This window comes from Methyloversatilis sp. MC4-4 (assembly GCF_049843555.1).
Classification (GTDB): Bacteria; Pseudomonadota; Gammaproteobacteria; order Burkholderiales; family Rhodocyclaceae; genus Methyloversatilis; species Methyloversatilis discipulorum_B.
The window spans coordinates 110605-131515 of record NZ_JBBHZK010000002.1; the positions used below are offsets into that span (position 1 = coordinate 110605).

Genomic DNA, 20911 nt, shown 5'->3' on the forward strand with positions numbered 1-20911 from the left:
GTGGTGCTCCGGCCCGAGGCGCCGGAGCGGAGTGGATGCGGCTTACTGAACGACCGTGCTCTGCGCCTTCTTCGCCTGTTCCAGTGCGTGCGCGGCTTCAGGCGGCATGTAGTTCTCGTCGTGCTTGGCCAGCACCTCGCTGGCGGCGAACACGCCGTCCTCGCCGAGCTTGCCCTGGGCGACCACGCCCTTGCCTTCCTTGAACAGGTCCGGCAGCGCGCCCTTGTAGGTGACGGTGATGGTGTTGGCGGTATCGGTGACGATGAAACGGACCGACGTGCCGTCGGCGCCGCGCTCCAGGCTGCCGTCCTGAACCATGCCGCCGATGCGGAAGGTGCGGCCCTGCGGCGCTTCCTTCGCCGCGACCTGGGTCGGGCTGAAGAAGAACACCATGTTGTCGCTGAAGGTATTCAGCACCAGCGTGACCGCGCCGACCAGCAGCGCGATGCCGGCGGCGACCAGCGCGAAACGTTTGTGGCGGGGTTTCATGCGCGGCCCCGCTTGTCGGCGTCGATGCGCTCCAGCGCAACGTCGCGCCGGGCCTGCGCACGGGCATTCTTCATGCGGCGCGACAGCGCGAACAGTTCGGCTGCAATGACCGCAGCCGTCACGCCGTAGGAACCCCAGACGAAGAAGCCGTAACCGCCCATCGCCCAGAAATGGCTGGCGCTTTCCCAGTTCATGTGTTGCCGTCTCCGTTGCTGGCGAGCTGGCGCACCCAGTCGGTGTTCCGCTCGCGTTCGATCATGATGGCGCGCACGCGCACAAGCGCCGCGCCTATCGTGTAGGCCCAGGCCGCCAGCGCCATCACCAGCATGCCGGTCAGCATGGTGGTGGCCATGGTCGGCGCAGCCGTCAGGCTTACAGACGCGCCCTGATGCAACGTGTTCCACCATTTCACCGAAAAATAGATGATGGGCACGTTCACCGCGCCGACGATGGCGATCAGCGCGCCGGCGCGGTCGGCCCGGCGCGGGTCGTCGATGGCTGCCTGCAGGGCCATGTAGCCGCAGTAGAGGAAGAACAGGATCAGTTCGGACGTCAGGCGCGCATCCCACACCCAGTAGGTGCCCCAGGTCGGCTTGCCCCACAGCGCGCCGGTCCACAGCGCAACGAAAGCCCACATCGCGCCGGTCGGCGCGAGCGCGGTCGACATCATGAAGGACAGACGCGTGTTGAATACCAGGCCGACCGCGCACCAGAAGGCCATCGCCAGATAGACCACCATGGACATCCAGGCCGCCGGCACGTGAATGAAGATGATGCGGTAGCTGTCGCCCTGCGTCGCGTCGGTCGGCGCGACGAAGAAGCCGATGTAAAGGCCGGCCAGCGTCAGCAGGACGGCGGCGATCCAGCTCGGCCACAGCAGCTTGCCGGCGAGCGGAAAGAAGGTCTGCGGGCTGGCGTAATGGAAGAAGTTGAAGCCGGACGACGGCGCGCGCGCGGCGGAAGACTGTGATTCGGACATCAACGAAGCGGCTAGCCCAGGTTCTGATTACTCGGTGTGCGCAGATACAACGCGCGTGTCTCGGCGGGGGCCGACGGCAAAACCGCAAGTTTAACCGAGTGCGGTTTGGCCCCCTATCAATCTTGGGCGATGCGCAATGCCGCCGCGCTCGCCAGCGGCGCTACCGCCAGCGCCACCAGCAGGCAGGCACCGAGCAAGGCCAGGTGCGGGGCGATGCCCAGACCCGCGCGCCAGGCGTCGATCGCCCCCGCACCGAAGATGAGCACCGGCACGTACAGCGGCAGCACCAGCAGCGCGATCAGCGCGCCACCGCCGCGCAGGCCCAGCGTCAGCGACGCGCCGACGGCGCCGAGCAAAGACAGCGTCGGCGTGCCGATCAGCAGCGTCGCGCAGACGATGAGCGTCTCGTCCGGCGTCAGGCTGAACTGCAGCGCGATCAGCGGCGCGATCAGCACCAGCGGCAATCCGGTCAGCAACCAGTAGGCGCACACCTTGGCCAGCACGATCACTGCCAGCGGCTCCACGGACAGCAGCATCTGCTCAAGGGTTCCGTCCGCCTCATCCGCTTCGAACAGCCGGCTGACCGACAGCAGCGTGGCAAGCAGTGCGGCGACCCACATGACGCCGGCCGCGATCTGCGCCAGCTGGTCAGGTTCCGGCCCGACGCCGAGCGGAAACAGGCTGGTCACCAGCAGGAAGAAGCCGAGCGCGGTCAGCACGTCGGAACGGCGGCGCCAGGCCAGCAGCAGGTCGCGACGCAGCACGGCGGCGAACACGCTCAGCATGAGTAGTCGTCCAGATTGAGCAGCGCGCGGCGCGGCACGTCGATATCCACCGGCTGGTGCGTGGTGTAGATGACGGCGCCGCCGCGACGGATGTGCGCGGCCATCGCCTCGGCCAGCTGCGCCACCGCGCGCACGTCAAGTGCAGTGAACGGCTCGTCCAGTATCCACAGCCGGGCGCGTGTGCCGCACAGCAGACGGGCCAGCGCGACTCGACGGCGCTGCCCCTGCGACAGGCTGCGCGCCGGCACGTCGAGGCGGGCGCCGAGGCCGATGTCGACCAGTGCGCGCAGCGCCGTCTCCTCTTCCATGGCCTCACCGGCGATGGCCGCGCTGGCCCGCAGGTTCTCCAGCGGCGTGAAATCGTCCTTCACCGCGTTGCGGTGACCGAGATAGAGCAGGCCGGCGCGCCAGTCGTCCTTCACCTTGCGCGCCGGCTGGCCGCACCAGCGCAGCTCGCCGGATTCGGCTTCCGACAGCCCGCACAGGATGCGCAGCAGACTGGTCTTGCCGCTGCCGTTGGCGCCAGCCACGTGCAGCAACTCACCCTCGCCCACCGCCAGATCCAGCCCGGCGAACAGGCGTGCCGAGCCGCGCGTGCAGGCCAGTGCGTGCGTAGAAATCAGCGGAACAGCGGGATCGGCCATGCGGGAGGCGGGGTGCGGGGCGTTGAAAGGCGGCGAATTATCGCCGAATCCGCCAGGCGGCGTGCGGCGCAAAGAAAAACGGCTCGCGATTGCTCGCGAGCCGCCAAAAGAACCGGTGCTGTCCGCTAGGTCGACCGGCCTCCCCATTGCAAGCCTCGCCACAGCAACGACCCGAGGAGCCTTCAAAATCGTCACTGCGAGACTGGCACGGATTTCCTAGCAGGCGCTGTGCCACCTCTAGCGAAAAACGCAAAGCATTGATTTACTTATGCTTTACACCCCACCCCTCGTATGGACCGCCGGCGCTCGTTGCAACTTGCAGCGCGCGCCCTTGCGCCCGTATGAACGCCCGCCGAAAGTCCGCATGAAACAGGCGCTTGCGCGCATGTGGTCGCTGTTGAAATTCGCAACGCGACGTTGCAGCATGCAATTCATGAAACTGCTGCCCCGTTCCCTGCACGGCAAGATCCTGCTCGGCTACATCGTGCTTGGCGCGCTGTTCGTGCTGCTGGTGTTCGCCGCGCTGGAACAGGTGCGCCTGCTGCTGTCGCGCGTCGACGACGAACACCACGTCACGCGCATGCACGACGTGGTACGCGAAGCGCGGCGGCTGGAAAAGAACTACCTGCTGTTCCGCAAGCCATCGGAACTCAAGTCGGCGGTCGGCAAGGCGGAAGAGGCACTCACGCTGATCGCACGCGACCGCGCGCTGATGCAGCGCGCTGCGCCCGGTTTCTCGCTGGAGGACCTGGAACAGTCGCTGCACGACTGGCGCGACCTGCTCGACGACCGCCTGCAGCGCCGCATCCGCCCGACCGATCCGATCTCACCGCTTGAAGAGCGCATGACCGAGGTCGGCAAGCAGGCGTTCGAAGAAAGCGAGCGCCTGTCCGATCAGGCGCGCGAGGCGATGCGGCGCGCGCTGTCCGGCCAGGAATCGCAGCTGTACACGATCATGATCGCCGCCGTCGCGCTGGTGCTGGTAATCGGCCAGCTGGTGACGCGGCGCGTCGTGGCACCGCTGCGCGAGGTCGAAAGCGATCTGGCGCGCATCGGCACCGGCAATCTCGCGCGCCTGACGCCGCGCGACCGCGACGACGAGATCGCCGCGCTGGTCGCCGCCTTCAACCGCGCGCTCGGCGACCTCGAAGAGCGCCAGCTCGCGGTGCTGCGCACGGCGCGGTTGGCCTCGCTCGGCACCATGCTGTCCGGCGTCGCGCACGAGCTGAACAATCCGCTTTCCAACATTTCGCTGAACGCGCAGCTGCTGCTGGAAGAGCGCGACGTGTGCGACCCGGCGCAGATCAATGGCTTCGTCGAGCAGATCGACGACCAGGTGCAACGCGCGCAACGCATCGTGCGCACCCTGCTCGACTTCGCGCGCGACAGCCGCTTCGCGCTGGTGCGCCAGCCGCTGCGGCCGCTGGTCGAGGAAACCGTCGCACTGCTGCGCGCCGAGCGGCCCGACGCCGCCGACGCCGTGACGCTGCAGATCGCGCCCGAGCTGCACATCCACGCTGACGGCCAGCGCATTCAGCAGGCGCTGCTGAACCTGATCCGCAACGCGCTCGAAGCCTGCGTCGAGGCAGGCATTGCGCCGCACATCACGGTGCGCGGCAGCGCGCGTGACGGCGGCACCGAAATTTCGGTGTGCGACAACGGCCCCGGCATCGAACCACGCAACCTGCCGCGCGTGTTCGACCCCTTCTTCACCACGAAACCGGTCGGCAAGGGCTCGGGGCTCGGGCTTTTCGTGGTGCATGAAATCGCCGCCGAACACGGCGGTCAGGCAGTCATACACAACGAACCGGACGGCGGGACCTGCGTCACGCTCTGGATACCGGCGGAGGAGAAAGCATGAGTACGGCACATGTCCTGCTGGTCGACGACGAAGCGGTCGCGCGCGAGGGTCTGGCCACCGCGCTGCGCCGCGACGGCCTCGACGTCACCACCGCCGACAACGGCGACGCCGCGCTGGCGCTGCTGCGCCAGAACGATTACGAGGTGCTGCTGACCGACGTCAAGATGCCCGGCATGGACGGGCTGGAACTGCTGCGTCGCGCGCGAGAGGCCTGGCCGGCGATGGAGGTGCTGGTGGTGACCGGCTTCGCCACCACCGAATCGGCGGTCGAGGCGATGCGCACCGGCGCCTTCTATTACGTATCCAAGCCCTTCCGCCTCGGCGAAGTGCGCAAGCTGGTGCGCGAGGCGGCCGACAAGGCGCAGCTGCGCGCCGAGAACCAGCGCCTGCGCCAGCTGGTCGAGCACGCCGCCGACGAACGCATCATCACGCGCGACGAAGGCATGCGCGCCATCCTCGACATCGCGCGCGGTGTGGCGCCGACCGACTGCAATGTACTCATCGTCGGCGAAACCGGCACCGGAAAGGAACTGCTGGCCCGCCACGTGCACGCGCACAGCCGCCGTGCCAGCGGGCCCTTCGTCGCGATCAACTGCGGCGCGCTGAACGAGGAACTGCTGGCCAACGAACTGTTCGGTCATGAAAAGGGGGCCTACACCGGCGCCCAGCAGTCGCGCGGCGGTCTGGTCGAGGCGGCCCAGGGCGGCACGCTGTTTCTCGACGAAGTGACCGAAATGTCGGCGGCGATGCAGGTGAAGCTGCTGCGTCTGCTGCAGGAGCGCGAATACCTGCGCGTCGGCGGTACCGAGCCGGTGCGCGCCGACGTCCGCTTCCTCGCCGCCACCAACCGCGAACCGCGCGCCGCGGTCGAGGCTGGCCAGTTCCGGCAGGACATCTACTTCCGCCTCAACGTGGTGACGCTGCAGTTGCCGCCGCTGCGCGACCGGCGCGACGACATTCCGCTGCTGGCCCAGCAGTTCGTGCGCCGCGCAGCACAGGCCATGGGCAAGAAAGTCACCGCCATCGCGCCGCCGGCAATGCAGAAGCTGTGCGCCTACGATTACCCGGGCAATGTGCGCGAGCTGGAGAACATCATCGAGCGCGGCGTCGCGCTGGCCGGCGGCACGATGCTGGCAGAGGAGGACCTGCCGCCCGGCCTCGGCACCCCGGCCGGCCACGCCGCCGGTCGCGGCGGCAACGAGGTGCGCACCCTGGAGGCGGTCGAGCGCAACCACATCCTCGACGTACTGGCCGGCGTCGGCGGCAACCGCGCGCTGGCCGCCCGCCTGCTCGGCATCGACCGCGTGTCGCTGTGGCGCAAGCTGCGCCGCTACGAAGAACAGGGCCTGATCGAAGCGGACGAGGCCGACGGCGCACTGCGCGTGCGCGACGTACCGGCCTGAGCGCACCACAACGGGGCACACGCTCGGCAACAGCCGGCCGCGCTCCGCGCAAACCCGCGCCGCGCGGTGCTGTCCGCGCGGCGAACCGCGTGGCACGCTTGATGCAAGGCTGCGGCACCCCTGTGCCGACGCAACGACGTGTTCGCCAACCTCCACCACCTGTCGCACCACGCCGCCTGGCGCCACCAGCTCGAAATGCTGCTCGAGTCGGCTGGCGAAGGCATCTATGGCGTGGACCAGAACGGCCGCTGCATCTTCATCAACCGCGCCGGCGCCGAGCTGATCGGTTTCGAGCCAGACGAAGTGCTCGGCCGCAACATGCACTACCTGATCCACCACGCGCATTCCGACGGACGCAATTACGACGTCCATGAATGCCCGATCTTCCGCGCCTTCCAGGAAGGCCAGGGCGTGCGCATCGAATCCGAAGTGCTGTGGCGACGCGACGGCAGCGCCTTTCCCGCCGAGTACACCAGCTACCCGATCCGCGACGCCGGCCAGATCGTCGGCGCCGTCGTCACCTTCGCCGACATCACCGAACGCAAGCGCGCCGAGGCCGTGCTGCGTGCCAACCAGGTCGAATTGGAGCGCCGCGTGTCCGAACGCACCGCCGCGCTGCAGGACGCCAACGCGCGACTGCAGCAGTCGCACAGCGCATTGCAGCGGCTGTCCGCCCACCTGCAGCAGGTGCGCGAAGACGAGCGCACGCACATCGCGCGCGAGGTACACGACGAACTCGGCGCCTCGCTGACCGCGCTGCAGTTCGACCTGAACTGGCTGCGCCCGCGACTCGCGCACGACGGTGCACTGGAGCGCAAGCTCGACGACATGATGTCGGTCACCCAGCAGGCGCTGGGCGCGGTGCGGCGGATACTGACCGACCTGCGTCCCGGCGTGCTCGACCACCTGGGCCTGTGGGCCGCGATCGAGTGGCAGCTGCAGGAAATGCAGTCGCGCCGCGGCCTGCGCTGCACGTTGACGCTGAACGACGCGGAGCCCGAACGACGCCTTGGCCGCAGCGCCGAAATCGCCGTCTATCGCATCGTGCAGGAAGTGCTCACCAACGTCGCCCGGCACGCCGAAGCGAGCGAGGTGAATGTCGAGGTGACCGGTCAGGCCAGCGCGATCGAATTGTGCATCCGCGACAACGGCCGCGGCATGCAGGTGCCGGCGCAACCGACCTCCTTCGGCCTGCTCGGCATGTACGAACGCGCGCGCGCACTCGGCGGCGAACTGCGTATCGACAGCACGCCGGGCGCCGGTACCACCGTGCATCTGCGGGTACCGGAGTCGACGCGATGAAGCCGGTGCGCGTGATCATCGTCGACGATCACCTGATGCTGCGCCGGGGCATCGCGCAGATCCTCGGCGAGAACCCGGCCATCGCCGTGGTCGGCGAAGCGGCAGGCGGGCCCGATCTGATGCGCCTGCTGCGCGGCGACGGCGCCGACGTCGTGCTGCTCGACATCGCACTGAGCGACCGCGACGGCTTCGACGTGCTGAAGCAGCTGCGCGCCGAGTTTCCGAGGGTCGCCGTGCTGATGCTGTCGACCTACCCGGAATCGCAGTTCGGTGTGCGCGCACTGAAGAGTGGCGCCGCCGGCTATCTGAACAAGGGCTGCTCGCCGGAGCAGCTGTTCGACGCCATCGCCCGCGTCGCCGGCGGTCACCTCTTCGTCACGCCGGAACTGGCCGAACGCCTCGCCTTCGGCGTCCGCGCGGACACACCCGCCAGCCCGCTCGACAGTCTGTCGAACCGCGAAATGCAGGTGCTGAAGCTGCTCGCCAGCGGTCACACGGTCGGTGATATCGCACGGGAACTGTCGCTGTCGGCGAATACCATCAGCACATACCGCGCGCGGCTGTTCGACAAACTCGACATCAAGAATCCGGTCGAACTGGTGAGCTTCGCCGCGCGGCATCAGCTGGTGGCCCTGTAGGCGCGGTCTTCTGGCCGCGACAGAGCCTGTAATCACGCGCAGGCTCCTTGACCTCCGCTGTGGTCGCGGTCAGAAGACCGCTCCTACAAGGACGGCGCGCCGCATCGAACGAAGGAGAACGCCATGTCTCTGCCCGCAAACCCCAAGGCCCTGCTGATCGATCTGGCCGGTGTGCTGCACGTCGGCGACCAGATCATTCCCGGTTCGATCGAGGCGCTTGCGCGACTGCGCGCCGCCGGCTTCAAGCTCGTGTTCCTGACCAACACCACCCGCACGCCGCGGCGCACGCTGGTCGCGAAGATGCAGGCTCTGGCTCTGGACGTGCGCGACGAGGAACTGTTGACGGCCCCCGGCGCGACGATGAATCTCGTGCGCAGCCGCAGCCTGCATCCGCACTGGATCGTGCATCCGGACCTGCGCGACGAAGTCGGGCCCGACGCAGCCGAACCGGACGCCGTCGTGCTCGGTGACGCCGGCCACTGCTTCGACTACGCACAGCTCAACACCGCCTTCCGCCTCGTCATGCGCGGCCTGCCCTTCATCGCGATGGCGCGCAACCGTCACTTCAAGGAAGAGGACGGCCTGTCGCTCGACATGGGCGCCTTCGTCGCCGGCCTGGAATACAGCACCGGCGTGCAAGCCGAGATCGCCGGCAAGCCCGCCGCCCCCTTCTTCCAGGCCGCACTCGACACCGCTGGCGTGCGCGCAGAAGAGGCCATCATGATCGGCGACGACCTGCGCGACGACATCGGCGGCGCGCAAGCGGCCGGCATCGCCGGCGTGCTGGTGCGCACTGGCAAATACACCCCCGCCGACGAACACAACCCGGACATCCGCCCCGCGGTCATCGACAACGACTTTGCCAGCTTTGCCGCCCGCCTCCTGTAGCAGCGCTCATCTGACCGCGACCTTGATGAGGGCCGAGGCAGGGCCCGCGCTATTCCACCGCCTGGCCGGTCACCGACACCTCGTCACGCCACCTTTCGGCGACGGCTGAGGCCTCCGATCACGCCGAGGCCAGCGGCGAACAGCGCCCAAGCCTCCGGTTCGGGCACCGGAGCCGCACTGAGCAACACAGCCGAGCATCCGCTCAATGTGCACCCGGTGGCCACGATATCGCCGGCACTGTTGATCGCAGTCGCGCTGTCGATCACAAGGCCCAGGGACGGATCGATCAATTCGTTCAAGTCGTACACAACGCCGTTGCGATACAGGTAACCGAAATTCGAGAAGTCCCCTCTGGCCATCGTTCCGACGACGTCGCCCGCACTGTTGATATCTGCGGCATTGCTCCAGGGCGCATCGGGATTGAGATCGACCATCTGGTCACCGGACAGGAGGAAAGCACGCGTGTAATAGTTGAACGCCGCGTATTCCGCTCCACCAACGATCAGCCCGCTGTCGTTGATCGCGATGCCAGAACTCGCATCACCGCCGAGCGTGCCCAGATCGGTCATCACGCCATTGGCGTACGAGAATGCCCGCAGAAACCCCTCTTCCGTCCTCGCGGCACCCACGACCTGTCCCGACCCGTTGATGCCATAAGCGAAGCTGTCCCCTCCGCGCAGCGTCCCCAGCGCAGTCATGCTGCCGGCCGAATAGAGAAAGCCCTGAATGTCTCCGTCACTAAAGCTCGAATACCCGACGATCTGGCCGGAGTCATTGATGTCATAGGCAACACTGAATGTGCCGCCCAGCGTTCCCACTTCAGCCATATTGCCGCCCGCGAAGACGAATGCGCGGGTCGTGCCAAGCCCGTCGATCCGCGAAAAGCCGACGATCTGCCCCGAATTGTTGATACCGGTGGCCTGGCTCAGATTGCCCCCAAGCGTACCCAGATCGACCATTGAGCCTCCTTCATAGAGAAATGCATGCATCTCTCCCGAGGTCGTCGCCGAGTAACCAACGATCTGACCGAGATCGTTGATGTCACTCGCGGTACTCGATTGCCCGCCGAGCGTGCCCAGGTAGGTGACCGAGTAACTCGGCGCCGACACGGCTGCCGGTACAGCCATTGCATTCAACGCCAGCAGGGCCACCAAACGGTACATACACTTCATGAATCTCTCTCCTTTCGAATTCTGATCGGCACGACACCAGGTGCCAGTCTGCAAAATGTCATGGGTTCTTTACCGCCTTGAGAAAGCGGAGGCAGGCTGCGCCTGCGGGATAGGCTTACCCCCGCAGGCGCTCTGACCGCGATATGGACGTCGTATGCGTCGGGCCTCGATTCCGGCTGGAGTCGCGGTCGGAAGCCCGTTTCCGCAGCGAATGCCTCGAGGGCAAACTTCGGGTCAGTCCGCCTTCCGCCGACGACGCAGCGCACCGATCACGCCGAGGCCGGCAGCGAGCATGGCCCAGGTGCCGGGCTCGGGTACCGCGGTGACGGTCAGCGAAATATTGTCGATGCCGGTGTTGTAGCTGTCCGGGCCGAAGCGCAGCACCAGGCCGTTGACGCTCGACACGCCGGGCATGAAGGACAGACGCGTGGTGCCGGCGTCGAAAGCGCCCGAGCTCCACAGGGTCTGGCCGGTGAGCCAATCGAGCACGACGGCCGACGAGCCGTCGTTGCGGTTCAGGTAATCGCCGAAATCCATCGAATTCAGCGTGACCGCATAACCGGCCCCCGGCGTGAAGACGAACTCGGCGCTGTGGGTGTCCGGATTGCTGCCGCCCCAGGCCACGCCTTCGAGGTCGGAGTACGCCGTCGACCAGTAGAACAGGCTGCTGTTGACGGTGGTGCCGGTGGCGGTCACGAAGGCGCGATGCGACACGTCGAGCAGCCCGACGACGTCGCCGTAGCCCTGGCCGATGCCGGCGCCGTTCGTGCAAGCCGCATTCGTGGCATCGCCGCAGATGTTGCCGGAGAAATCGAGCAGCACGTCAGTCGCGAGAGCCGGTGCGGACAGCAGGGCTGCACTCAGGCCGAGGGTGGCGACAAGGGGCGATATCCGGGTGAAGGCCATTGAAGGTTCCTCTGTAGGCAATTGGTCGGTGGGCACAAAGCAAGATCCGTCCCTCGTGTCGCAAACGATTGAGCACAAAGGAATCGAGCCCATCCCGACAGGCGCGCTGTAAAGCCGGGCGACAGTGCCGCGATGCCTTCTGTAGTGCCCGCACTACACGACAATCACATCCGTAGTGATACCGGTCCCCCTACCCCGCTCCCTAGCATTCGTCCCATGAACGCACGGGAGATCTACACGGTGGGATCGCAGCGCAAGCGCGGCTTCAGGCTCGGCATCTACGTCTTCAAGGACGCCGAGATCGTCGACTTCACGGCGCCGCACGGGGTGTTTTCGGTGGCGCGGCGCTTCGACCCGGAGCTGGAGGTGTTCCTGATCGCCGACGCGCAGCGGCCGGTGCAGGCGCAGGCCGGCTTTACCGTGCTGCCCAACTACAGCTTTGCCGACCGCCCGGCGATGGATGCCTTTCTCATTCCCGGCGGCGCCGGCACGCGGCAGGAAACCTGGAACGGCCGGCTGCACGAGTTCATCGACGCACTACCCGCGAGCTGCCTGCTCACCAGCGTGTGTACGGGCTCCTGGATATACGGCCGCATGGGCCTGCTCGACGGCATTCCGGCGACCAACCGCAAGGAGCCGGACCGGGTCGAGGCCTCGCACCTGGGCAAGCTGCCGATCGATCGCCTCGCCGAAATAGCACCCGCCTGCCGCATCTCGCACGCTCGCGTGGTCGATGCCGGCCGCATCGTCACCGCCGGCGGCATCGCCTCCGGCATGGAGCTGGGTTTCCACCTGCTGCGCCGCGCCGGCTACGACGAAGGCTTCATCCGCGACGTGGCGCGCTGCATGGAATACAGCGCCGCCTACGACGCCTACGCGCACGACATCGAGTACGCGCCGAACCCGGTCCCCTGCTTCGCCCACTGAAGTTTCCAGAAAAAGGAGAGTCCCGCAATGAGCACCTTCCGCAACCCCTTCGACCCCAACGTGAAACTGAATGGCTGCTCCTGCGGCCGCCATAACAGCCAGGCTGAACACGACCAGGCCGAAGCGCTGTCCGAAGAGGCGATGCTGGACCGCGTGGTCGAAGGCGCGGTGATGCGCGCGCTGTTCCCGCACGACGAAACGCGGCGCAACTTTATCCGCGCGGTCGGCGCCAGCACGGCCATGGCGGCCATCTCGACCTTCCTGCCGCTGGGCACCGTGAAGGACGCCTTCGCCTCGCCCGGCCCGCTGGAGAAGACCAAGCTCAAGGTGGGCTTCATCCCCATCACCTGCGCCACGCCCATCATCATGGCGCACCCGCTGGGCTACTACTCGAAGCAGGGTCTGGACGTCGAAGTGGTGAAGACCGCCGGCTGGGCGGTCATCCGTGATAAGTCGCTGGCCAAGGAATACGACGCCGCCCACATGCTGTCGCCGATGCCGCTGGCGATCTCGATCGGCGCCGGCTCCAACCCCATTCCGTGGACCATGCCGGCGGTCGAGAACATCAACGGCCAGGCGATCACGCTGTCGGTCAAGCACAAGGACAAGCGCGACCCGAAGGCATGGAAGGGCTTCAAGTTCGCGGTGCCCTTCGACTACTCGATGCACAACTACCTACTGCGCTACTACCTCGCGGAGCACGGCATCGACCCGGACACCGACGTGCAGATCCGCGCCGTGCCGCCGCCGGAAATGGTGGCCAACCTGCGCGCCGGCAACATCGACGGCTTCCTCGCACCCGACCCGGTGAACCAGCGCGCGGTATACGACGGCGTGGGCTTCATCCACACGCTCACCCGCGACATCTGGGAAGGCCACCCCTGCTGCGCCTTCGCCGCGAGCAAGGAGTTCGTCACGACGATGCCGAACACCTACAAGGCGCTGCTGCGCGCCATCATCACGGCCACCGCAACCGCCAGCAACCCCGCCAACCGCAAGCAGATCGCCGAGGCGATCGCGCCGACCAACTATCTGAACCAGCCGGTCACCGTGGTCGAACAGGTGCTCACCGGCACCTACGCGGACGGTCTGGGCGGCGTGCAGAAGGTGCCGGGCCGCATCGGCTTCGAGCCCTTCCCGTGGGAGTCCTTCGCCGTGTGGATCCTGACCCAGATGAAGCGCTGGGGCCAGATCAAGGGCGACATCGACTACCAGAAGATCGCCAAGGAGGTGTTCCTCGCCACCGACGCCGCCGCGCTGATGAAGGAAGTCGGCCTGCCGGTGCCGAACACGACGACCAAGAAGTTCTCGGTCATGAAGAAGGAATTCGACCCGGCCAAGCCGGAGGAATACCTCAACAGCTTTAAGATCCGGAAGGTGACGGCATGACGAGGAAACCCTGGCTGGCGCCGCTGCTGTCGGCGCTGTTCTTCGCGCTCTTCGTCGGCGCCTGGTATCTGGCGACCACGGCCTCGTCGGGCGGCGCCGGCGCCGCGCCGGCGATGGACCCGGAGTACGCCGCGCTGATGGGTGCCCAGGCGCAGACCGGCGGCCAGTCCGCCATGCCCGGCCCGGGCGAGGTGGCGGCCAAAATATGGGAACACCTGAGCGATCCCTTCTACGACCGCGGCACCAATGACAAGGGCCTGGGCATACAGATCGCCTACTCGATCGCCCGCGTGCTCGGCGGCTATCTGCTGGCCGCGCTGGTGGCGATCCCGCTGGGCTTCGTTATCGGCATGTCGCCGCTGATCTACAAGGCGCTCGACCCTTTCATCCAGATCCTGAAACCAATCTCGCCGCTGGCCTGGATGCCGCTCGCGCTTTACACGATCAAGGACTCGGGCATCTCCGCCATCTTCGTCATCTTCATCTGCTCGCTGTGGCCGATGCTGGTGAACACCGCCTTCGGCGTGGCATCGGTGCGGCGCGAGTGGCTGAACGTGGCGCGCACGCTCGAAGTGAGCCCGCTGCGCAAGGCCTTCCTCGTCATCCTTCCGGCCGCCGCGCCGACCATCCTGACCGGCATGCGCATTTCCATCGGCATCGCCTGGCTGGTCATCGTCGCCGCCGAAATGCTGGTGGGCGGCACCGGCATCGGCTACTTCGTCTGGAACGAGTGGAACAACCTCTCGATCACCAACATCATCACCGCCATCCTGCTGATCGGCCTGGTGGGCATGCTGCTCGATCACCTGCTGGCCTGGGTGGCGCGCGCCATCTCATGGAGGGAATGAACATGAGCGCAGCCCTCGCACCCGTCGTCCCGCTGAAGACGCAGACCCGCGACCCGGTGGAGGCCGCGCAGCCGCCCTCGGCCGGGTCGTCCGCAGACAAAAAAGGCCCCATCACAATGAGCACCCAACCCTTCCTCAAGGTCGAGGGCCTGAAGCGGCAGTTTCCGCAGCCGGGCAGCCCCGACCCCGCGCCGGTATTCGAAGACGTGCATTTCGGCATCGAGCGCGGCCAGTTCGTGTGCGTACTCGGCCACTCCGGCTGCGGCAAGACCACCATCCTGAACATCCTGGCCGGGCTCGACGAAGCCAGCGCCGGCCACGTCATCATGGACGGCCGCGAAGTGCGCGGCCCCTCGCTCGACCGCGGCGTCGTGTTCCAGGGCCACGCGCTGATGCCCTGGCTCAGCGCGCTGAAGAACGTCGAGTTCGCTGTGCGCAGCCGTCACCCCGACTGGTCGGCCAAGCAGGTGCGCGAGCACGCGGTGAAATACCTCGAACTGGTGCACCTCGGCCACGCGCTGGACAAGAAGCCGGCCGAGCTGTCCGGTGGCATGAAACAGCGTGTCGGCATCGCCCGCGCCTTCTCGATCGAACCGAAGATGCTGCTGCTGGACGAGCCCTTCGGCGCGCTCGACGCGCTCACCCGCGGCAGCATCCAGGACGAACTGATCGGCATCGTCGAAGCCACGCAGCAGACCGTGTTCATGATCACCCACGACGTCGACGAGGCCATCCTGCTGGCCGACCGCATCGTGCTGATGACCAACGGCCCGCGCGCCAAGATCGCCGAAATCGTCGTCAATCCGCTGGCCCGGCCGCGCGTGCGCGAAACCCTGCACCAGCAGCCCGCCTTCTACACGCTGCGCAATCACCTGGTCGATTTCCTCGTGAAGCGCTCGCGCGAATTCCAGCCCGGCCCCGGCTGGGATGCGAAGAACCCGCCTCTCGTCCACCCCGACCAATCCAGCCAACCCGCCTGAACACCACCTCAAAGGAGACTCACATGAAACGCGAAGACGTCACCGATCTCATCGTCGAACGCAAGGTTGCCAAGGGCCTCAAGTGGGCCGACCTCGCCAAGGCCATCGGCCTCAGCAAGGAATGGGTCACCGCCGGCCTGCTCGGCCAGATGACCTTCACCGCCGAACAGGCCAAGACCATAGGCGAAATGCTCGACCTGCCGGCCGAGGCGGTCACCCAGCTGCAGGTCGTCCCCTACAAGGGCTCGCTGCCCACCTCGGTGCCCACCGACCCGCTGATCTACCGCTTCTACGAACTGATCAATGTGTACGGCACCACCTTCAAGGCGCTTATCCATGAGGAATTCGGCGACGGCATCATGAGCGCCATCGACTTCAAGATGGATCTGGCGCGGGAAGCGAACCCGGCGGGGGATCGCGTCAGCATCACGATGAGCGGGAAGTTCCTGCCTTACAAGACCTACTGAAGCTGCTGATGCGAAGTGCTTGACCAGCGCAGTAAGCGCTGGTCATATTGAAGCCGCATGATCCTGGGAGGGCATGCGGCTTTTTCCTTTCATGAATGACGCCCCAATAACTGTCGCACTCTCGGTCCAAAGTGCCGTTATTGAACAGGAGGAGAAAGAAAATTGCGAAGCGTCCCGCCGATGATTTGAAGCGCCTCTTCGTGCTTCGTAATCAAGTAGTCGAATATTTGCTTCTGCGTTGCCACCCCCTTCTGCTGGAGATAGTTATGGAAGTCCTTTTCGCTGGTGAAGTCATTCCTATTCGTCGAAAACGGAAAGCCTCTATCCGTTCGACTGTCTGAATATATAGCCTTCTCCACACTATCGATTGGAATCGTATGAACACGAGGATGGCCGGCAAATTTGCAATTTTTCTGGTCCCCATCAAGGATGGCAATCACGTTCTCGGGCGAAGACAAGAACTGCTCTCTCTCGTTGTGCCTCATTAAGTTAGTCACTTGCACCCCCCCGCCAATAAAAATAATCTTATAGCGAAAGAAGATTTGAGGACAGTATTTCTCTATCACCGCCTCTATAAAACCAAGTAAAACTTCATCCTCGGTCAAAATGTACTTATCCCAACCAAAAAAGCCAAACAAACGCGCCTTCGCATAACTATACGAGGTCGGGGTTATCGAGACACGACCTTCTTTTTCATCAATGTAGAACAATTCATCCGAATTAAGCTGCCGCATCAGTGCGAGCGAATGTGTCGTAAATAGAATTTTGCGTCCGTACTTAGCACAAAAAACCCTCAACCACCCCGCCAAATTCGCCTGAGCCGCCGCATCAAGGGAAATGTCGATCTCATCAATAACGATGAGTCGAGCCCCTCCTTTAATGGTTCGATATAGATTAATTAGGAAATATTCACCCGAGCTCAAATAGTCTTCACGTATATAAGTACCATCGCCCTTTACAATCGCGTAGTAGCTCTTTCCTTTAACAGCCACCTCCACCATTTCAGAATAGCGTGGCGAGTCATATATCGCGGCAAGAAAAGAAACAAGCTCCTCGGGATGACCATGATTACCAAGCGCAATCGCCCTACGGATATCCAAGTCCGCCTCACTAGCGCTTTTAAAGTAGTTAAAGCGCGAACCATGGGGCATCGGCAGTTCTGCCGCAATGATGTTACGCAGTTCGACGGGTATTGCTTTTTTGCAGTTCAACGATCGAATCAAATCATCGTACGCGAACACCACCTCCGTTCCGTCTACGACATATGTGATTCGGCTATCAGGAGAGAACGCATATGGAGTCGCCGTCCTGACAAAGGTATCTGCACTAGAAAAATTGCGTAGCGCCCGAACCAGCGTGGTTTTTCCAGCACCGTTTCGACCTACCAGACAAACCAACCCGGGAGGCGACAAATCAAGTTCTAATGTGAGGCTGGCGACATGTTGAATCGACTCTAGGCTCACACGGAAGCGATTCATTGGGCAGACCTGTGCAGGAAACTATCAATGACGGTATTCCCGAATTTCGCTCTGAGTTTATCCAGATAAATCGGATCAGCTGCAGATGCATAACTAATTAGACCACTCAGCCTTTGCAGCCCCTCTTCTATCCCCTCGCCCCGATCTTCTTGGAATATTTTTGACAGCCGAGAGCGATCTTTTATATAAAAATAGAGCCAAGTCTCGATCCGGTTTCTAATTTCACGATCAATAACAATGACACCGGTAGGCAAAATGACGAGCCCCAGAAGCTTCACCTTTCTTCCGATCGTAGTGAGCTTACTTTTCTTCTGATTGAGCTTAAAGCCACCACCAAGCTCCGCTACAAGGCAGTTCTCGATTACTTGATCGGCATCCTCTATGCTTAAACGATCGTCGGCGGAAATTATTATGTCATCCGCATAGCGCGTGTATATCCATTGCCGACTGTGGCAAATGGCTGCCAACTTCTTGTCGAACCCGAACAAGCATGCGTTGCTCAGGACAGGAGATGTGGAGTAGCCAATCGGCAATGTGCCGTCGATGGTGAGAAGATCCAGAATGTGCTCAACATGATCGCCCAAATCCGAGACAGGAGTTTCAGCTTGATCAAATACTGACCGGATCAAATCCGAAGTTATGCTATCGAAGAAGCGCTCCAGATCTGTCTGGAAGAAGGCGCGACTTTGTGCATGAGGCGCGACGGCCTGCAGAAGCGTTGCCCCTTTACGATAAGCAAACGAAACTGACCGATCGACAGGGAGAAATTCAAGTAGGAAGCCACTGAGGAAGTGGTGGAACTCTTTCAGCTTTGGAGAGGGCTTGTAGATGGTTCGCCGGTTCCAACTGACGGGGCTGTAGTGTTCCTGAGGCTTCAGCGCCAAGAACTCTTCAAACCGATACTTCTCGTGATACATGGCATCGAACAGCTGATGCAGCGGCCGTGGGGTCATGATCACTTACCCTTGGACATCTTGTCGCAATTGATCGCGAAGCGCGACTAATAGCAGCCTGCAAATGACAGATACGAAACGCCCGGCCGGGCGTAAGCCTGCGGCCGGGCATGCGTAAGTAGATAAAACGCCCTAGGGACCAGACATTAGACCGGAGCTACTCCTAGTCGCTGGTATAGAAAAAGCGTAGCACAGCGAGATGCTGTAAACAATAGGGGACGCAGCAACATTTCCCCTGATTTCTCCACCCTCTTCCACCTCGGCCCGGTTCAGTTCATCGCCGAGCTCAGCCCGAGATGTGTGACAAATGGGTCGAAGTCGCGGTCGCTGTAAAGCAGCGCGCAATCCGATTCGATACAGGGGGTGGCGATCAGCGCGTCTATCGTCTTGCGGATCGTGATGCCACGCTCGCGCAGCGCGATCGTTGCGCGCCGCCTGTATTGCACTGTCCCGACCGCCGATGTCGACAGCATCCAGCCCGGTCAGCAGTGTCCACGCCTGATCGAAATCCCGCTGGCTGCCGAAGCTCTGCAGCACTTCGGTCAGGGTGAGGTCGCCGATGCTCCGCGGTTCACTGCCCGGCAGTGCGTCCAGCCTTTCGGCCTGCGGGGTGGCGGCGCCCCGGAAACAGTCGATCCAGTCGCTGGCATCGCCCCGGATCAAGTGTGGGTCCTCATCGCGTCGAGGTCACCGTCCCACTGAAGCTTGCCCCTGTCGCGACGGATTTCTCCTGCTGGGAAGGAATGCCGCTCACGTCTCATCGCGACCCCATCAGCGTTTCCGCCACGCGCTATTCCGGCCGGGCGATGATGCCGCGCAACCACGGCTCCAGATGGGCGATGTCAAAGGTGCCGGCGTCGAACATGTCCATCATCCGGGCAAAAACGGCGTCCGGTGACTGATTCAGACGGCAGCCATTGATACGCAGGAAGACGTCGGTCGCGGCGAAGGCGACACGCTTGTTGCCGTCGATGAAAGGGTGGTTGATGGCGAGGCTTTCGAACAGCGCCGCAGCTTCGGCCACGACGTCTTCGTAGTAGCCGGACTGCGGGCGGAACAGCGCAGATTCGAGTGCTCCGGCATCACGCAGGCCCGGGCTGCCGCCATATCGCTGAATCAGCACGGCATGCAGCGCGAGCACGTCGGCAAGGGTCAGGTAATCCCGTGCCCTCACTTGGCGCTCACTTGGCACTCATTTGGCAAGTTCGCGGTACAGGCTGTCGAATTCGCCGAGGCTGTCCGCGAACGCTTCCATGACATGTCTGCGCGGCCGGCCCTGTGCCTTGCGCTCGATATAGTCGCGCAGGGCTTCGTCCAGCACCACCTGAAACTGCCGGCCTTCGGATTCGGCAATCCGCCTCAGCGCGGCGAGCACTTCGGGCGAGGCCTGAGATGAGAACTTTTCGCGAGTCTGGGCGGACATGTCGCCTCCGTCAGGATTCATCTTGATGCGTCATGATAGATCACGATGCTGCGGCCAGGCACGCGTAACAACAGGGGGCGCAGCAACATTCCCAAAGCCAATTCGCCCGTTTTTCGGGCAACACACGATCCGCGCCCTCTCCGACTTGACCGCTGCCGAACCAAGGCATATGTTGCACCATATGCCAACCACACTCCAGGATCGACCATGGTAGAACGCCACGCTTCACTGTTCCGCAACGGCCGCAATCAGGCGGTACGCATCCCGCGAGAATTCGAACTTGAAGGTGCCGAGGTGCTGATCCGGAAGGAAGGCGACAGCCTCATCCTCACGCCCATCCGCAAGAACCGCCTGCTGGACCTTCTGGCTTCCTGGGCGCCGCTGGACGAAGGTCTGCCCGAGGTGGAAGACCTTCCGCCCCAGGAAAGGGCCGAGTTCTGATGGCGCAACCGCTCTGGATGCTGGATACCAATGCACTGTCTGAACTGATCCGCGACCCGCGTGGCCCGGTGATGCAGCGTCTGTCCGATGTAGCGCCCGACGAGGTATGCACCAGCATCGTGGTGGCCTGCGAGTTACGCTTCGGCGCACAACGAAAAGGCTCTGCAGTACTGACCGAGCGTGTGAATGCGCTGCTGGATGCGATGGTGGTGCTCCCCTTTGACGAGCCGGCGGACGCGCACTACGCGGACATCCGCGCCACGCTTGAGCGTGCCGGCACCCCGATAGGCAGCCATGACCTGCTGATTGCGGCACATGCCAGATCACGTGCGCTGACGCTGGTGACGCGTAACCTGCGCGAGTGCCAGCGCGTGCCCGGGCTGACGGTGGAAGACTGGCTGGCGCCATCGCCCGCGACATGAGCACCGATGTTCCGTACCCTGCCGTCCTTGCCTCGGATCAATCAGCCGGGAAAGCGTCGGTCGGCATGTCGTCTCGCACCCTTCAGGAGTGCGGACAAGAAAACAGGGGACCGAAGATGCCATTCGGCCCGCTCAGAACAGGAGTTGTCGATGAGCTATAGCTTTCCGGCCGAAAAATTTTCCATCGCCCGCGATGCTTTGATGCTGCCGCACCCGGACGGTCAGCATGTGGCGCTGGAAAAGGCGCTCATCGAGTGCCGTGTCGGCCTGCACCGGATGAACCGTTCAAAGCTCGATTCAACCACCCGGTCGCAGATCTTCAAGCTCGAAGGCTTCATGGATTCAACGGGCTTCTCCGAGGCCGATGGCGACAGCGCGTGGACGGTGCGGCTGAAAGGCTTGTCCGATGCAGAGAGGTCGGAAATCTTCCGCTTGGTGGATGAACTGGCGAACTTCTTCGCCGGCCAGGAAGCGTAGCGAACGCTGTCAGGCGTGCCGCCGCTCGGCGTCCGGAGT

General features: G+C 63.9%; 25 protein-coding genes. 13 read left to right on the plus strand and 12 right to left on the minus strand.

Annotated elements, in window-relative coordinates; all coding sequences use genetic code 11:
* Nucleotides 1-42 precede the first annotated feature (42 nt).
* From ccmE to ccmA, 5 genes are all read right to left on the minus strand, one after another.
* Nucleotides 43-489 (minus strand): cytochrome c maturation protein CcmE, encoded by a 447-nt coding sequence (ccmE, locus tag WDZ97_RS07400; RefSeq protein WP_304005964.1) that lies wholly within the window; start codon nucleotides 487-489, stop codon nucleotides 43-45.
* A complete protein-coding gene (gene ccmD, locus WDZ97_RS07405; RefSeq protein WP_425762316.1) occupies nucleotides 486-683 on the minus strand; it encodes a heme exporter protein CcmD in 198 nt (65 codons plus the stop codon). Before ccmD ends, ccmE begins: the two co-directional genes overlap by 4 nt.
* Nucleotides 680-1468 (minus strand): heme ABC transporter permease CcmC, encoded by a 789-nt coding sequence (gene ccmC, locus WDZ97_RS07410; protein WP_425762317.1) that lies wholly within the window; start codon nucleotides 1466-1468, stop codon nucleotides 680-682. Before ccmC ends, ccmD begins: the two co-directional genes overlap by 4 nt.
* Nucleotides 1469-1584: 116 nt before the next feature.
* The gene (gene ccmB / locus WDZ97_RS07415; RefSeq protein ID WP_020164239.1) at nucleotides 1585-2253 is read right to left on the minus strand and encodes a heme exporter protein CcmB; all 669 of its coding nucleotides are present in this window, start codon (nucleotides 2251-2253) and stop codon (nucleotides 1585-1587) included.
* Nucleotides 2247-2897 carry a cytochrome c biogenesis heme-transporting ATPase CcmA gene (ccmA, locus tag WDZ97_RS07420; protein WP_020164238.1) on the minus strand — a complete coding sequence of 217 codons (651 nt, stop codon included), beginning with the start codon at nucleotides 2895-2897 and terminating at the stop codon, nucleotides 2247-2249. The genes ccmB and ccmA overlap by 7 nt, the downstream gene beginning before the upstream one ends.
* 433 nt (nucleotides 2898-3330) lie before the next feature.
* Here ccmA and WDZ97_RS07425 point away from each other — a divergent pair, with 433 nt between their 5' ends.
* The 5 genes from WDZ97_RS07425 (at nucleotide 3331) to WDZ97_RS07445 (ending at nucleotide 8989) form a co-directional block, all read left to right on the plus strand.
* Nucleotides 3331-4758 (plus strand): sensor histidine kinase, encoded by a 1428-nt coding sequence (locus WDZ97_RS07425; RefSeq protein WP_425762318.1) that lies wholly within the window; start codon nucleotides 3331-3333, stop codon nucleotides 4756-4758.
* Complete coding sequence (locus WDZ97_RS07430; protein ID WP_020164236.1) at nucleotides 4755-6161, plus strand: sigma-54-dependent transcriptional regulator; 1407 nt, start codon at nucleotides 4755-4757, stop codon at nucleotides 6159-6161. Before WDZ97_RS07425 ends, WDZ97_RS07430 begins: the two co-directional genes overlap by 4 nt.
* Before the next feature lie 138 nt (nucleotides 6162-6299).
* Nucleotides 6300-7463 (plus strand): PAS domain S-box protein, encoded by a 1164-nt coding sequence (locus WDZ97_RS07435; RefSeq protein WP_425762319.1) that lies wholly within the window; start codon nucleotides 6300-6302, stop codon nucleotides 7461-7463.
* Complete coding sequence (locus WDZ97_RS07440; protein ID WP_304005948.1) at nucleotides 7460-8101, plus strand: response regulator transcription factor; 642 nt, start codon at nucleotides 7460-7462, stop codon at nucleotides 8099-8101. The genes WDZ97_RS07435 and WDZ97_RS07440 overlap by 4 nt, the downstream gene beginning before the upstream one ends.
* A gap of 123 nt (nucleotides 8102-8224) precedes the next feature.
* Nucleotides 8225-8989, plus strand: coding sequence for a TIGR01458 family HAD-type hydrolase (locus WDZ97_RS07445; RefSeq protein WP_425762320.1), 765 nt, complete (start codon nucleotides 8225-8227; stop codon nucleotides 8987-8989).
* A gap of 83 nt (nucleotides 8990-9072) precedes the next feature.
* Here the strand turns inward: WDZ97_RS07445 and WDZ97_RS07450 are convergent, their stop codons facing one another.
* Together WDZ97_RS07450 and WDZ97_RS07455 are read right to left on the minus strand one after the other, a co-directional pair.
* Nucleotides 9073-10161 carry a PEP-CTERM sorting domain-containing protein gene (locus WDZ97_RS07450; protein ID WP_425762321.1) on the minus strand — a complete coding sequence of 363 codons (1089 nt, stop codon included), beginning with the start codon at nucleotides 10159-10161 and terminating at the stop codon, nucleotides 9073-9075.
* 234 nt (nucleotides 10162-10395) lie between these two features.
* Complete coding sequence (locus tag WDZ97_RS07455) at nucleotides 10396-11067, minus strand: PEP-CTERM sorting domain-containing protein (RefSeq protein WP_425762322.1); 672 nt, start codon at nucleotides 11065-11067, stop codon at nucleotides 10396-10398.
* A 216-nt stretch (nucleotides 11068-11283) separates the two neighbouring features.
* Here WDZ97_RS07455 and WDZ97_RS07460 point away from each other — a divergent pair, with 216 nt between their 5' ends.
* From WDZ97_RS07460 to cynS, 5 genes are all read left to right on the plus strand, one after another.
* Nucleotides 11284-11994, plus strand: coding sequence for a DJ-1/PfpI family protein (locus WDZ97_RS07460; RefSeq protein ID WP_425762323.1), 711 nt, complete (start codon nucleotides 11284-11286; stop codon nucleotides 11992-11994).
* A 27-nt stretch (nucleotides 11995-12021) separates the two neighbouring features.
* Nucleotides 12022-13383 (plus strand): CmpA/NrtA family ABC transporter substrate-binding protein, encoded by a 1362-nt coding sequence (locus WDZ97_RS07465; protein ID WP_425762324.1) that lies wholly within the window; start codon nucleotides 12022-12024, stop codon nucleotides 13381-13383.
* Entirely contained in the window at nucleotides 13380-14231 is an 852-nt protein-coding gene (ntrB, locus tag WDZ97_RS07470) for a nitrate ABC transporter permease (RefSeq protein ID WP_425762325.1), read from the plus strand. The genes WDZ97_RS07465 and ntrB overlap by 4 nt, the downstream gene beginning before the upstream one ends.
* A 116-nt stretch (nucleotides 14232-14347) precedes the next feature.
* On the plus strand, nucleotides 14348-15211 hold the full coding sequence (locus WDZ97_RS07475) for an ABC transporter ATP-binding protein (RefSeq protein WP_425762326.1): 864 nt from the start codon (nucleotides 14348-14350) through the stop codon (nucleotides 15209-15211).
* A 23-nt stretch (nucleotides 15212-15234) separates the two neighbouring features.
* Nucleotides 15235-15678, plus strand: a complete 444-nt coding sequence (gene cynS / locus WDZ97_RS07480) for a cyanase (protein ID WP_020164227.1) — start codon at nucleotides 15235-15237, stop codon at nucleotides 15676-15678.
* Nucleotides 15679-15815: 137 nt separating this feature from the next.
* Here the strand turns inward: cynS and WDZ97_RS07485 are convergent, their stop codons facing one another.
* The 5 genes from WDZ97_RS07485 to WDZ97_RS07505 form a co-directional block, all read right to left on the minus strand.
* Entirely contained in the window at nucleotides 15816-17156 is a 1341-nt protein-coding gene (locus tag WDZ97_RS07485; RefSeq protein WP_425762327.1) for an AAA family ATPase, read from the minus strand.
* A complete protein-coding gene (locus tag WDZ97_RS07490) occupies nucleotides 17153-18109 on the minus strand; it encodes a reverse transcriptase domain-containing protein (protein WP_425762328.1) in 957 nt (318 codons plus the stop codon). The genes WDZ97_RS07485 and WDZ97_RS07490 overlap by 4 nt, the downstream gene beginning before the upstream one ends.
* Nucleotides 18110-18378: 269 nt before the next feature.
* Entirely contained in the window at nucleotides 18379-18582 is a 204-nt protein-coding gene (locus tag WDZ97_RS07495; RefSeq protein ID WP_425762329.1) for a twitching motility protein PilT, read from the minus strand.
* Nucleotides 18583-18899: 317 nt separating this feature from the next.
* Nucleotides 18900-19283, minus strand: a complete 384-nt coding sequence (locus WDZ97_RS07500; RefSeq protein ID WP_018410465.1) for a type II toxin-antitoxin system death-on-curing family toxin — start codon at nucleotides 19281-19283, stop codon at nucleotides 18900-18902.
* 18 nt (nucleotides 19284-19301) lie between these two features.
* The gene (locus WDZ97_RS07505) at nucleotides 19302-19532 is read right to left on the minus strand and encodes a hypothetical protein (protein WP_026224445.1); all 231 of its coding nucleotides are present in this window, start codon (nucleotides 19530-19532) and stop codon (nucleotides 19302-19304) included.
* 207 nt (nucleotides 19533-19739) lie between these two features.
* On the opposite strand from WDZ97_RS07505, the gene WDZ97_RS07510 reads away from it, so the two are divergent.
* The 3 genes from WDZ97_RS07510 to WDZ97_RS07520 all read left to right on the plus strand — a co-directional run bounded on the left by WDZ97_RS07510 (nucleotide 19740) and on the right by WDZ97_RS07520 (nucleotide 20872).
* Complete coding sequence (locus tag WDZ97_RS07510) at nucleotides 19740-19973, plus strand: antitoxin (RefSeq protein WP_425762330.1); 234 nt, start codon at nucleotides 19740-19742, stop codon at nucleotides 19971-19973.
* Nucleotides 19973-20395, plus strand: coding sequence for a type II toxin-antitoxin system VapC family toxin (locus tag WDZ97_RS07515; protein WP_425762331.1), 423 nt, complete (start codon nucleotides 19973-19975; stop codon nucleotides 20393-20395). The genes WDZ97_RS07510 and WDZ97_RS07515 overlap by 1 nt, the downstream gene beginning before the upstream one ends.
* A 150-nt stretch (nucleotides 20396-20545) precedes the next feature.
* Entirely contained in the window at nucleotides 20546-20872 is a 327-nt protein-coding gene (locus WDZ97_RS07520) for a hypothetical protein (RefSeq protein ID WP_425762332.1), read from the plus strand.
* Nucleotides 20873-20911: the final 39 nt, after the last annotated feature.

Coding starts and splice junctions, on each gene's coding strand:
- ccmE (WP_304005964.1), bottom strand. CDS start 489: ATGAAACCCCGCCACAAACGTTTCGCGCTGGTCGCCGCCGGCATCGCG.
- ccmD (WP_425762316.1), bottom strand. CDS start 683: ATGAACTGGGAAAGCGCCAGCCATTTCTGGGCGATGGGCGGTTACGGC.
- ccmC (WP_425762317.1), bottom strand. CDS start 1,468: ATGTCCGAATCACAGTCTTCCGCCGCGCGCGCGCCGTCGTCCGGCTTC.
- ccmB (WP_020164239.1), bottom strand. CDS start 2,253: ATGCTGAGCGTGTTCGCCGCCGTGCTGCGTCGCGACCTGCTGCTGGCC.
- ccmA (WP_020164238.1), bottom strand. CDS start 2,897: ATGGCCGATCCCGCTGTTCCGCTGATTTCTACGCACGCACTGGCCTGC.
- WDZ97_RS07425 (WP_425762318.1), top strand. CDS start 3,331: ATGAAACTGCTGCCCCGTTCCCTGCACGGCAAGATCCTGCTCGGCTAC.
- WDZ97_RS07430 (WP_020164236.1), top strand. CDS start 4,755: ATGAGTACGGCACATGTCCTGCTGGTCGACGACGAAGCGGTCGCGCGC.
- WDZ97_RS07440 (WP_304005948.1), top strand. CDS start 7,460: ATGAAGCCGGTGCGCGTGATCATCGTCGACGATCACCTGATGCTGCGC.
- WDZ97_RS07445 (WP_425762320.1), top strand. CDS start 8,225: ATGTCTCTGCCCGCAAACCCCAAGGCCCTGCTGATCGATCTGGCCGGT.
- WDZ97_RS07450 (WP_425762321.1), bottom strand. CDS start 10,161: ATGAAGTGTATGTACCGTTTGGTGGCCCTGCTGGCGTTGAATGCAATG.
- WDZ97_RS07455 (WP_425762322.1), bottom strand. CDS start 11,067: ATGGCCTTCACCCGGATATCGCCCCTTGTCGCCACCCTCGGCCTGAGT.
- WDZ97_RS07460 (WP_425762323.1), top strand. CDS start 11,284: ATGAACGCACGGGAGATCTACACGGTGGGATCGCAGCGCAAGCGCGGC.
- WDZ97_RS07465 (WP_425762324.1), top strand. CDS start 12,022: ATGAGCACCTTCCGCAACCCCTTCGACCCCAACGTGAAACTGAATGGC.
- ntrB (WP_425762325.1), top strand. CDS start 13,380: ATGACGAGGAAACCCTGGCTGGCGCCGCTGCTGTCGGCGCTGTTCTTC.
- WDZ97_RS07475 (WP_425762326.1), top strand. CDS start 14,348: ATGAGCACCCAACCCTTCCTCAAGGTCGAGGGCCTGAAGCGGCAGTTT.
- cynS (WP_020164227.1), top strand. CDS start 15,235: ATGAAACGCGAAGACGTCACCGATCTCATCGTCGAACGCAAGGTTGCC.
- WDZ97_RS07485 (WP_425762327.1), bottom strand. CDS start 17,156: ATGAATCGCTTCCGTGTGAGCCTAGAGTCGATTCAACATGTCGCCAGC.
- WDZ97_RS07490 (WP_425762328.1), bottom strand. CDS start 18,109: ATGACCCCACGGCCGCTGCATCAGCTGTTCGATGCCATGTATCACGAG.
- WDZ97_RS07495 (WP_425762329.1), bottom strand. CDS start 18,582: ATGCTGTCGACATCGGCGGTCGGGACAGTGCAATACAGGCGGCGCGCA.
- WDZ97_RS07505 (WP_026224445.1), bottom strand. CDS start 19,532: ATGTCCGCCCAGACTCGCGAAAAGTTCTCATCTCAGGCCTCGCCCGAA.
- WDZ97_RS07510 (WP_425762330.1), top strand. CDS start 19,740: ATGGTAGAACGCCACGCTTCACTGTTCCGCAACGGCCGCAATCAGGCG.
- WDZ97_RS07515 (WP_425762331.1), top strand. CDS start 19,973: ATGGCGCAACCGCTCTGGATGCTGGATACCAATGCACTGTCTGAACTG.
- WDZ97_RS07520 (WP_425762332.1), top strand. CDS start 20,546: ATGAGCTATAGCTTTCCGGCCGAAAAATTTTCCATCGCCCGCGATGCT.